At 36.0% G+C, this 11,710-nt stretch carries 13 protein-coding genes and 2 other annotated features (1 of these 15 only partly in view); all 13 genes read left to right on the top strand.

From position 1 onward, the window contains the following. Positions 1-17: a binding site (T-box leader), on the top strand; it begins 318 nt to the left of the window's first position. 47 nt (positions 18-64) lie between these two features. The 13 genes from trpE to H8S01_RS03270 all read left to right on the top strand — a co-directional run bounded on the left by trpE (position 65) and on the right by H8S01_RS03270 (position 11,706). After that, complete coding sequence (gene trpE / locus H8S01_RS03330) at positions 65-1,486, top strand: anthranilate synthase component I (protein WP_186836173.1); 1,422 nt, start codon at positions 65-67, stop codon at positions 1,484-1,486. Continuing rightward, positions 1,483-2,052 (top strand): anthranilate synthase component II, encoded by a 570-nt coding sequence (locus tag H8S01_RS03325; protein ID WP_021865424.1) that lies wholly within the window; start codon positions 1,483-1,485, stop codon positions 2,050-2,052. Before trpE ends, H8S01_RS03325 begins: the two co-directional genes overlap by 4 nt. A gap of 15 nt (positions 2,053-2,067) precedes the next feature. After that, positions 2,068-2,853: an indole-3-glycerol phosphate synthase TrpC gene (gene trpC / locus H8S01_RS03320; RefSeq protein WP_186836172.1), complete on the top strand. Its 786-nt coding sequence runs from the start codon at positions 2,068-2,070 to the stop codon at positions 2,851-2,853. Beyond that, positions 2,840-3,511, top strand: coding sequence for a phosphoribosylanthranilate isomerase (locus H8S01_RS03315; RefSeq protein WP_186836171.1), 672 nt, complete (start codon positions 2,840-2,842; stop codon positions 3,509-3,511). Before trpC ends, H8S01_RS03315 begins: the two co-directional genes overlap by 14 nt. Beyond that, complete coding sequence (gene trpB, locus H8S01_RS03310; protein ID WP_021865421.1) at positions 3,504-4,697, top strand: tryptophan synthase subunit beta; 1,194 nt, start codon at positions 3,504-3,506, stop codon at positions 4,695-4,697. Before H8S01_RS03315 ends, trpB begins: the two co-directional genes overlap by 8 nt. Further along, on the top strand, positions 4,697-5,488 hold the full coding sequence (trpA, locus tag H8S01_RS03305; protein WP_186836170.1) for a tryptophan synthase subunit alpha: 792 nt from the start codon (positions 4,697-4,699) through the stop codon (positions 5,486-5,488). Before trpB ends, trpA begins: the two co-directional genes overlap by 1 nt. A gap of 2 nt (positions 5,489-5,490) precedes the next feature. After that, a complete protein-coding gene (locus H8S01_RS03300; protein ID WP_021865419.1) occupies positions 5,491-5,802 on the top strand; it encodes a DUF3837 domain-containing protein in 312 nt (103 codons plus the stop codon). 109 nt (positions 5,803-5,911) lie between these two features. Next, a complete protein-coding gene (locus H8S01_RS03295) occupies positions 5,912-6,163 on the top strand; it encodes an HPr family phosphocarrier protein (protein WP_021865418.1) in 252 nt (83 codons plus the stop codon). A gap of 23 nt (positions 6,164-6,186) precedes the next feature. Continuing rightward, positions 6,187-6,711 (top strand): DUF6465 family protein, encoded by a 525-nt coding sequence (locus tag H8S01_RS03290; RefSeq protein WP_186836169.1) that lies wholly within the window; start codon positions 6,187-6,189, stop codon positions 6,709-6,711. Positions 6,712-6,932: 221 nt separating this feature from the next. Next, a complete protein-coding gene (locus H8S01_RS03285) occupies positions 6,933-7,427 on the top strand; it encodes a CarD family transcriptional regulator (RefSeq protein ID WP_186836168.1) in 495 nt (164 codons plus the stop codon). A gap of 63 nt (positions 7,428-7,490) precedes the next feature. After that, positions 7,491-8,216, top strand: a complete 726-nt coding sequence (locus H8S01_RS03280) for a polysaccharide deacetylase family protein (RefSeq protein ID WP_243204189.1) — start codon at positions 7,491-7,493, stop codon at positions 8,214-8,216. A gap of 73 nt (positions 8,217-8,289) precedes the next feature. Then, positions 8,290-8,536 (top strand) — a binding site (T-box leader). An 82-nt stretch (positions 8,537-8,618) separates the two neighbouring features. Next, on the top strand, positions 8,619-11,270 hold the full coding sequence (locus H8S01_RS03275) for a valine--tRNA ligase (RefSeq protein ID WP_186836167.1): 2,652 nt from the start codon (positions 8,619-8,621) through the stop codon (positions 11,268-11,270). Positions 11,271-11,337: 67 nt separating this feature from the next. Next, on the top strand, positions 11,338-11,706 hold the full coding sequence (locus H8S01_RS03270; protein ID WP_021865413.1) for a PAS domain-containing protein: 369 nt from the start codon (positions 11,338-11,340) through the stop codon (positions 11,704-11,706). Positions 11,707-11,710 lie beyond the last annotated feature (4 nt).

Below are 11,710 nucleotides of genomic sequence, written 5' to 3'. Positions count from 1 at the left end.
GTTAATTCGTCCCTGGCAGCTTTTATGGCTGTCAGGGACTTTTTATATGCAAAGGAGTTGGATTATGAAAAAAGTTTTAAGAGCATACAAAAAGACAGTCAGTATAGTAAATGAAACTGCTATCTGGATGTATGAAAATCTCGGAAGTGATAGAATTGGTTTCCTTATGGAAAGTAATGAAAAAGAAAGTGGAAAATATACATTTATGGGTGTTGATCCGCAAGCACTTGTTCAGTCAGAAAAAGATGGTCTTGTGATAACTGAAAACAATGGAAATGTAACAAAACTAAAAGGAAACCCACTTGTTTTATTAAAAGAATATTTCAGCTCTTTTGAAGTACATTCAGATGAAACACAGGATGAATTTAATGGTGGACTTGTTGGAAGTCTGGGATATGATTTTATAAGATATACAGAAAATCTTCCGGATGATAATGAAGATGAGATTGGAATTGAGACAATCCAGCTTATGCTTGCTCTTAAATTCATTGCCATAGACCATATGGCAGAGACGGTTACGGCGGTCGTTCTTGACGAAGATAACGAAGAGGGAAAGAAAAGAGCACTTGCTGAGGCAGAAAAGCTTATTGATGAAGCGAGAACTCCTGGAAATGAAAATAAAAAGAGCTGTGAAATAAAAAATCATCACGATGGAGTGATAATAAAAAAGTCGGATACGCTTGAACAGTATTCTGAAAAAGTAAATAAAATAAAAGAATATATTAAAGAAGGTCATATTTTCCAGACAGTATTGTCACAAAGATGGACAATACAGACTAAACAGACAGGATTTGATTTGTATAAACAATTAAGAGTTCTTAATCCGTCACCGTATCTTTATTATTATAATTTCGGAAAATTTGAGATAATCGGAAGTTCACCGGAAATGATTGTAAAACAGACAGGTAACAATGTTTATACATGTCCTATTGCAGGAACGAGAAAAAGAGGAAAAACTAAAGAAGAGGATGAAGCATTGGAGCGAGAACTTCTTTCTGATGAAAAGGAAAAGGCAGAACATGTAATGCTTGTTGACCTTGCAAGAAACGATTGCGGAAGGGTATCGCAGATTGGTAGTGTCAAAGTTACAGAATTTATGAGAGTCCAGAGGTATTCACATGTAATGCATATTGTTTCACTTGTTGAGGGAAAAAGATACGGTTCATGTCATCCGCTTGATATGGTTTCCTCATTTTTACCGGCAGGAACATTAAGCGGTGCACCGAAAATCCGTGCAATGGAAATTATAGATGAATTAGAGACAGTAAGAAGAGGTCTTTATGGCGGTGCAACAGGATATCTTGCATTTGACGGAAATATGAATTTTTGTATAACAATCAGAACAATGATTAAAAAAGGCGATAAGGTATATCTTCAGGCAGGAGCCGGAATAGTTGCCGATTCGGTACCGGAAAACGAATATCAGGAATGCTGCAACAAAGTAATGGCACTTGCAAAAACGCTTGTTGAGGAGGAAAATTTATGATTTTGCTGATTGATAACTATGATTCATTTACATACAATCTTTATCAGTATATAGGTACATTTAATGATGATATAAAAGTTGTAAGGAATGATAAAATTACAATAGAAGAAATTGAAAAAATGAATCCGGAAAGAATCGTCATCTCTCCAGGACCTAAGAGCCCAAAAGAAGCCGGAATATGTCTTGATGTAATAAAAAAATTCGCACCGGCGATTCCGATTCTTGGCATATGTCTCGGACATCAGTGTATAGGTGAGGCGTTTGGAGCAACAATCGACCATGCAAAAAAGATATTTCACGGCAAGCAGTCGCTTGTCACACATACGGGAACAAGCGTGTTTACAGGAATTGATTCACCTGTAAAGGTGGCAAGATATCATTCACTTGCAATAATACCTGAGACAGTTCCTGACTGCCTTTCGGTTATCGCAAAGACAGATGACGGTGAGATAATGGCTGTGAGACATAAAGAGTATAAAACAGTAGGTCTTCAGTTCCATCCTGAATCAATATATACAGAGCATGGCAAACGAATGATAGAAAACTTTGTAAATGACAGAATTTAAGCGGGAGGAAATAAAATGATTCTTGATGATATAGTAGCTGCAAAAAAGAAAAGACTTGTTCGGCATAAAGAAAATGTAAGTGAACAGGATATGAAAAATCTCGCATTAAATGAAAAACGCGTTCCGATAAGTTTTTATAATGCTTTAAGAAAGCAGGGGCTTTCAATTATAGGCGAATTTAAAAAGGCATCGCCAAGTCACGGGAAAATGAATAATAAAATTGAACTTACGGACAGAATAGACCAATATAATAATGCGGTTGATGCGATATCATGTCTTACTGAAGAAGATTATTTTCTCGGAAATACTGATTATCTTAAACAGATAAGAAAGATTACGAATCTTCCTATTATACGAAAAGATTTTATAATTGATGAATATCAGGTGTATGAGGCAAAAGTGATAGGGGCAGATGCAATACTTCTTATTGCTGCAATACTTGACGATGAAAAGTTCAAAGAATTATATGACCTGGCATACAGCCTTTCACTTGACGTTCTGTGTGAAGTTCATAACGAAGAGGAAATGCAAAGAATGATTAATCTCGGAGTTAAAATAATAGGAATTAACAACCGCAATCTGAAGACATTTGAAGTATCTTTGGATACAACAAAAAAACTCGCTTCATTAGCACCTGAAGGAACGGTTCTTGTATCCGAGAGCGGCGTTTTAAATGATGATGACATAAAAGTTTTGAAGGCAAGCGGTGCCGATGCACTTCTTATAGGAACAGCATTTATGGAAAACGAAAATCCAAAAGGACTTGCGTTGGAATGGAAGGCGATTTATGACGGAAATTAAAATATGCGGAATAAAATATGATGAGGATATTGGGATAATCAATGAATTAAAACCTGATTATGCAGGAATGGTGCTTTTCTTTGAAAAGAGCAAAAGAAATATTGCAATAGACAGGGCAGCAGAAATGATAAAAAAGCTTGATAAAAATATTCAAAAAACTGCTGTTGTTGTTTCACCCGACATAAATCAGATTAAAGCAATAACGGATGTGGGATTTGATTACATACAGATACACAAAGATATGCCTGATGATATTCTTGAAAAAATAACAATTCCGGTAATAAGGGCTGTCAATATGCCTGATGAAATTAACGGTGCAGAAACAGAAAGTAATTTTAATGATGAAATTGAAAAACTGATTAAAAATGACAAAATATATGGCATTCTTTTTGATGCCGGGGTGCCGGGAAGTGGAAAAACTTTCCGATGGCACCGCATAAATGACATAAAAGAAAAAATAAAATACAGCGGAAAAAAATTTTTTCTTGCAGGCGGGCTTAATCCCGATAATGTAAAAGAGGCGGTATTACAGGTTAATCCTGATGTTGTCGATGTAAGCTCGGGTGTCGAAAAAGATACAGGTGCAGGAAAAGACAGAGAAAAAACAGAAAAATTCATAAAAAATATAAGGAAAGAGCAGGAGAAAAATTATGGATAAAAAAGATAACAGATATTATGGAGAATTTGGTGGACAGTATGTTTCTGAATCACTTATGAATACGCTTGATGAGCTTGAAAAAGCATTTGATGAGGCGATTAAGGACCCTGAATTTATTAAACAGTATAATTATTATCTCAAAGAGTATGTTGGAAGAGAAACACCTCTTTATTATGCAGAGCGTCTCAGCGAAAAATATGGCCCGAAAATTTATTTGAAGAGAGAAGACTTAAATCATACGGGAGCTCATAAAATTAATAATGTAATAGGACAGATTCTTCTTGCAAAAAGAATGGGAAAAACAAAGGTTATAGCCGAGACAGGTGCAGGACAGCACGGTGTTGCAACGGCTACAGGTGCAGCACTTTTTAATATGGAATGTACAGTTTTTATGGGGGCTGAAGATATTGAGAGACAGAAGTTAAATGTATTCAGAATGGAAATGCTCGGTGCAAAAGTACAGCCTGTCACAAGTGGAAGTTCAACATTAAAGGATGCCACTAATGAGGCGATAAGAACATGGGCAGAAAGAGCAGAAGATACATTTTATATAATCGGTTCTGCCGTAGGTCCTCATCCATATCCTAAGATGGTAAAAGAATTCCAGCGTGTTATTTCAAAGGAAGCAAGAAAGCAGATTCTTGAAAAAGAAGGAAGACTTCCGGATGTTGTAATGGCATGTGTCGGCGGCGGTTCAAATTCTATCGGAATGTTTGCTGATTTTATAGATGATAAAGATGTGAAGCTTGTCGGAGTTGAGGCTGGCGGACTTGGAATTGAGACAGGAAAACATGCAAGTGCAATGGCACTTGGAGAAGTAGGAATTCTTCATGGAATGAAGACATATCTTTTACAGGATAAAGACGGTAATATTGAACTTGCACATTCAATTTCAGCAGGTCTTGATTATCCCGGTGTCGGACCGGAACATGCTTATCTTCGTGACAGCGGACGTGCACAGTATGTTTCTGTTACAGATGATGAGGCAATGCAGGCACTTCTTGAACTTTGTAAGCTTGAAGGAATAATTCCGGCTATTGAGAGTTCACATGCACTCGCGTATGCTATTAAAGCAGCAAAGACAATGGAAAAGGATAAAATAATTGTTGTATGCCTTTCAGGCCGCGGCGATAAAGATGTCAATACAGTACAAAGATACCTTAACGGAGAGGAGACAAACAAATAATGAACAGAATAGAATCAAGAATGAATTATTTAAAAGAAAATAATAAAAAGGCATTTATCACATATACGACAGCCGGATTTCCGGATATGAAAAAAACTAAAGAAATTATACTTGCACAGGAAGAAGCTGGAATTGATGTAATAGAGCTTGGAATTCCTTTTTCAGATCCTGTAGCTGACGGACCTGTAATTCAGGATGCTTCTGTAAAGGCAATTAATGCCGGTGCAAATCTTGAAAAAGTATTTGTTCTAATGAAAGAATTAAGAGATGAAAAATGTGAAGTTCCAATTCTTTTTATGATGTATTATAATACAGCATATCATTACGGACTTGATGCTTTTATTAAGAAATGTGCCGAGTGCGGAGTTGACGGCCTTATCATTCCTGACCTGCCTTATGAGGAGCAGGATGAAATTCTTGCAATTATAGATAAAACTGAAAATGCACCTGTATTTATTGAGCTTGTTTCACCTGTTTCAAGAGGCAGAATTGCTAAAATTGTAAAACGCTCAAGAGGTTTTGTTTACTGTGTATCACAGATGGGTGTAACCGGTGGTGATGCACATGATTTTCATAAAAATCTTCATGATTATCTTGCAGAAGTTAAAAGACAGAGTGATGTTCCTGTAATGATGGGATTCGGAATAAAGACAGCAGCAGATGTAAAACCATTTGAAGATGTTATAGATGGTGCAATTGTCGGAAGCCGTTTCATTAAATTGCTTGAGGAGAGTAATTTCTCAACTGAAGCAGTAAAAGATTATATTAAAAAATTTAAGGAAGAGATGTAATAATGGTGACATTGCTTGCTAAAAATGCTGTCCAGATAAAATGTGGTTTTGAAAATGCTATTATGACGGGAAATTATGAATGTGCATATGCACTGGGGGTGCTTTGTGCAATAAGCGGTCAGCAACAGTATGAAAATTACGGAAATATAATAGAATTAAAGAAAAAAGTTTTCGACAATATGGGACAGTTTTCATCCGATGATAAAAAAATAAAAAGAATGGTTGAAATGCTTGAAGGCTATGAACCATCTGAACAAATGGACAATCAGATGGAAGAATTATACAGCTGCGGATTTAAAGACAAAAATGTATAAAAATTAACAAAAAAAATTATAGATGTTGACTTTAAAAGTTTAATAGAGTATATTTTGTTCATGTATTAAAAAAATATTAATTTAGAAAGTATAAGGTGAATGTTAATCTATGATAGCAATGGTAGAAGTGGCAGACATCAATAATGCTTATGGTAATCCGGTAGCAGAATTGGTACAGACTGCCTGCAGGTTTGACAGCCATATTACAGTTTCAAATGATGGCAAGTATATTAATGCTAAGAGTCTTATGGGTATGATGGCGTTTGGTTTAAAGAAGGGCATGCAGGTGGAAATTTCAGCTGACGGTGCAGATGAGACACAGGCAGTTGAAACTATAAAAAATTTTTTAGCATGTAAATAATGCTGGATGAGGAGGTAATCATAATGGGTAGAAAAGCATCTTACAGAAGGAATAATGTAAAGGAAGCAGTTAATGATGAGACTGCTGTGAAGAATGTTGAAACAGTAAAAGAAAAAGTTGAAGCTGTAAAAGATAAGGCGGAAGCTGTTGTTGAGGCTGTAAAAGAAAATGTAAAAGCTGAAGCAGTAAAGGCAGAAGCTGCTGTTACAGCAAAAGCAGCAATTGAAAAAGAAGCTGAACAGCCAAAGCCAAGAAGAGGCAGACCTAAGAAATCAGAGACTGCTGCAAAAGAGACAGCAGCAAAGGCAAAAACTCCGGTCAAGAAACCAGCTGGCAGATCTAAAAAGAGCACTGAAGCAAAGAAAGAATTTGTTATTCAATTTGAGGGTAAATCAGTTAATCAGGCAGCAATTATTAAGCGTGTAGAAGCTGATTTAAAGGCACAGAACGTAATAGCAAAAGATATTAAGCTGTATGTTAAGCCTGAAGATAATAAATGCTATTATGTAGCTGATGAAAAAATAACAGGTGATGTTGAACTTTTTTAATAATTAAATAAATATTACATAAAAGGCGGGAGACGTATTGCTGTATATTTTATTTATATGCATCAGTAGTATATCCCGTTTTTTTATGCTTTTTAAATATGTTTTTTTAATATGTTAAAAATTTTCTTTTGAAAATTAATTAATAAAAGTGTATAATGTATTACGAGGTACGAAATGCACGGGGATTGATTTGTTTACTTGTCAGAAACGGAGGAATAAAAATGTTTGAAGTAAATGATAAGGTTGTGTATGGAATAGTTGGTGTTTGTGAAGTTGAAGACATTGCAGCACCTCCTATAAAGGGAATTGAAGGAGATTATTATTTTTTACAGCCGGTATATGATGATAAAGGAATAATTTATTCTCCTGTAAATAGTACAAAAATACAGATAAGAAGTATTATTTCAAAAAATGAATGTGAGAAAATTATTGAGAAGGCAAAAAACTGTGTGAAAGATGAATTACTTAATGAGAAACTTTCTCCGGCAAAGTACGATGAAATTGTAAAATCACAGGATATAGAGCAGCTTATGCATCTTGTAAGACATTTATATAATATTAAAAATGAGCGTGCAAAAGATTTAAGAAAAATGAAATCGGCAGACAGCAGGACTTTATCGCTTGCAAGAAAATTATTATATGGAGAGATTGCGGCAGCATCAGGAAAGGAACTGACAGAAGTTACACATGAGATGGACGCATATTTAGGCATATAGAATTAATGAATATTATTTTTTATATTACATATATTTGCAATAAGATATTCTTGTGGTGAGCATATGTTTTCCAGTTTTGAATTTGCAAAAAAAAGAATTATTGTCAGACTGATTATATTATTTTTTTTAATTATGGCTATTGGTGCATTTATTATTATTGGATTTTTAACGAAAACGGATGATGTCAATGAATTAAAAAAAACGGATGCTTCAGGCGGCAATGATTATATGTATGACAGAATAGTTGCTATTACATTTGATGACGGACCGTGCAGCAGGACAACAAACAGACTGTTAGATGGGCTTAAAGAGAGAAATGTAAAAGCAACTTTTTTTCTTGTGGGCGAGAATGCAGAATCAAATGAGAAAGTTGTAAAGCGGATGTATGAGGAAGGGCATCTGATTGGAAATCATACATACTCGCATATAAAACTCGATGAATGTAATGTTTCAAGTGCAGTTGGTGAAATAAATAAAACAAATGAAATTATAAAAAGTATAACAGGTGAAGATGTGAAATATATTAGACCGCCATATGGTGCATATAGTGACAAACTTCTTTCACATGTTAATATGACTCCTGTGTTGTGGAGTATAGACCCTGATGACTGGGCAACGACAGATACTGCATATGTTGTAAAAAGTGTTGTGTATAAAGTTAAAAATGGTGATATTATTCTTTTACACGACATATATGATTCATCTGTGGAGGCGGCACTTGAAATAATAGACCGGTTATCATCGAAAGGATTTGTATTTGTGACAGTTGACCAGCTTATGCTGGATTAGTATTGTAACTTTTTTTGAAAAACAGTTGCTTTTTTTATTTGGTTAGATTATTATTAATTTAATAATGAAAAAAATAAATGCAGTGAAAAAGAGGAGTAAGTCATTACCGCCAGAAGAGAGAGTTGTCCACAGGCTGGAAGGCAGCTTTGGAAATGTGTGGCTGAATGTAGCTTTGGAGCAGTATAGCTGAACTTAGAGTAAGCTATAACGGAGTTATTCACGTTAAAGAATATTAATAAGGATTGTACGATTTCCGTTTGATAATCAAAGCGGATTACGGCAATTGAACAAAGGTGGTACCGCGATTATTCGCCCTTTGCAAGGCATAAGCCCTGCAAAGGGCTTTTTGTGCATATGCCGCAATAATATGTTTATGCGGACAATGAGAAAAAGGAGAATTTTATGAGCAAGGAATTAGAAAAGAATTATAATCCGTCTGAGATTGAGGACAGATTATATCAGAAGTGGCTTGATAAGAAGTATTTTCATGCAGAAGTAGACAGAAGCAAGAAACCATTTACTATCGTTATGCCACCACCAAATATTACAGGTAAACTTCATATGGGACATGCACTTGATAACACAATGCAGGATATTCTTATCAGATTTAAGAGAATGCAGGGCTATGAAGCACTCTGGGTGCCCGGAACTGACCACGCAAGCATTTCAACAGAGGTAAAAGTTACAAATGCACTCAAAGAAGAAGGCATTGATAAGCATGAACTCGGAAGAGAAGGTTTCTTAAAGAGAACATGGGAATGGAAGAAAGAGTATGGCGGAACAATTACAAGCCAGCTTAGAAAAATTGGTTCTTCATGTGACTGGGACAGAGAGAGATTTACAATGGACGAGGGCTGTTCAAAGGCTGTCCAGACTGTATTTATCAATCTTTATAATAAGGGACTTATCTACAAAGGTTCAAGAATTGTAAACTGGTGTCCTGTATGTAATACATCTATTTCTGATGCGGAAGTTGAACATGAGGAGCAGGCTGGACATTTCTGGCATATTAATTATCCGGTTGTCGGCGAGGAGGGAAGATTTGTTGAAATTGCAACGACAAGACCTGAGACACTTCTTGGTGACTCTGCACTTGCTGTAAATCCTAAGGATGACAGATATAAGGATTTAATTGGAAAACAGGTACAGTTACCTCTCACAGACAGAACTATTCCTGTTATTGCAGATGAATATGTTGATATGGAATTTGGTACAGGCGTTGTTAAGATTACTCCTGCACACGACCCTAACGATTTTGAAGTGGGAAAGAGACATAATCTTCCTGAAATTAATATTTTAAATGATGATGCTACAATTAATAATCTCGGTGGAAAATATGCCGGAATGGACAGATACGAAGCAAGAAAGGCTATGGTCGCAGATCTTGATGCACTTGGACTTCTTGTAAAAGTAGAAGACCACGTTCACAATGTTGGTACACATGACAGATGTAAGACAACAGTTGAACCTATGATTAAACAGCAGTGGTTTGTAAAGATGGATGAACTTATCAAACCGGCAGTTGAAGGTGTAAAAAATGGCGATATTGAGCTTATGCCGGCATCTATGGATAAGACATATTTTAACTGGACAGACAATATCCGTGACTGGTGTATTTCAAGACAGTTATGGTGGGGACACAGAATTCCTGCATATTATTGTAAGGACTGCGGTGAGATGACAGTATCAGCTGAGAAAGTATGTACATGTCCTAAGTGTGGAAGCACTAATGTTGAACAGGATCCCGATACACTTGATACATGGTTTTCATCAGCACTCTGGCCATTCTCAACACTTGGCTGGCCTGAAAAGACAGAAGAACTTGATTATTTCTATCCTACAGATGTACTTGTAACAGGTTATGATATTATTTTCTTCTGGGTAATCAGAATGATTTTCTCAGGATATGAGCATATGGGCAAGAAGCCTTTTGGCAAAGTATTATTCCACGGTCTTGTAAGAGATTCACAGGGACGCAAGATGAGTAAGTCATTAGGCAATGGTATTGATCCACTTGAAGTTATCGAAAAGTATGGTGCAGATGCATTAAGATATACACTTATAACAGGTAATGCACCGGGTAACGATATGCGTTTTTATTGGGAAAGAGTTGAGGCAAGCCGTAACTTTGCCAATAAAGTATGGAATGCTTCTAGATTCATTATGATGAATGACCCTGATAATAAGATTAAGACAACAGATGAACAGCCGGATAATCTTACTGCAGCCGATAAGTGGATTTTATCAAAGATGAATCATCTTATTGCAGAAGTTACTGAAAATATGGAAAAATATGAGCTTGGTATTGCTGTTGCAAAACTTAACGATTTCATATGGGAGGAATTCTGCGACTGGTATATTGAGATGGTTAAGCCTCGTCTTTACAATGATGAAGATACAACAAAAAATGCAGCAATATGGACATTAAAGACTGTACTTATTGATGCTTTAAAGCTTCTTCATCCTTATATGCCATTCATTACAGAAGAGATTTTCTGCAATATCCAGGATGATGAGGAATCAATCATGATTTCAAGCTGGCCTGTATATGATGAAAAGTTCAATTTCCCTGATGAGGAAGTTGCAATACAGACAATAAAGGAAGCGGTAAGAAATATCCGTAATGTTCGTGCACAGATGAATGTTGCACCTAGCAGAAAAGCTAAGGTTTATGTTGTGTCAGAAGATGCTTTAATAAGAGATATATTTGAAAACGGCAGAGTGTTCTTTGCAACACTTGCATATGCAAGTGAAGTTGCAGTACAGAGCGATAAATCAGGTATACCTGATGATGCTGTGTCAGCAGTAATTCCGGGAGCTGTTCTTTATATTCCGTTTGCAGAACTTGTTGATATTGACAAAGAAATCGAGCGTTTAAAGAAAGAAGAAGGCAGATTAAACGGAGAAATCAAGCGTTGCGAAGGCATGCTTGGCAATGAAAAGTTTATATCAAAAGCACCACAGGCAAAGATTGATGAAGAAAAGGCAAAGCTTGAGAAGTATCAGCAGATGCTTGCACAGGTAAGAGAACGTTTACAGGCACTTACAAAGTAATATATGTAAAACGGCAATTTCACAAAGTTTGTCTTGCACATGATAATGTGCGGAAATGGAGGTTATTATGTCAGATATGCGAAGGATGCATTCAATACCTAATGGTCGTTATTCAATGGAGATGAGAAGCGGAAAGCTTCTTGATGTTGATGAAGGATTTACACAGCTTCTCGGTTATACTGATGAAGATATAAAAAATGGACTTATATTCAAACAGCTTATGCCTGATGTAGAATATAATGAAATAATTGCAGATTTGCGTGCCAAGTTTATAGAGAGCCGTTTTGCATGTTATCAGCATGAAATGGTGACAAAAGACGGAAAGGTTCTTGAGGTCGTTTCTTTTGTAAATATTCAGAATAAACTTTTGGAAGGACATCGTGTATTAGAGGTCGGAATGGCTGATATTACAGGATATGCAAAGCCTGTTAAATAGGTTT

It is taken from the genome of Lachnospira hominis (ex Liu et al. 2021) (assembly GCF_014287955.1).
Taxonomy (GTDB): Bacteria; Bacillota; Clostridia; order Lachnospirales; family Lachnospiraceae; genus Lachnospira; species Lachnospira hominis.
The sequence above is the reverse complement of the archived record's forward strand: the minus strand, read 5'-3'. Positions and strand labels throughout refer to the sequence as shown.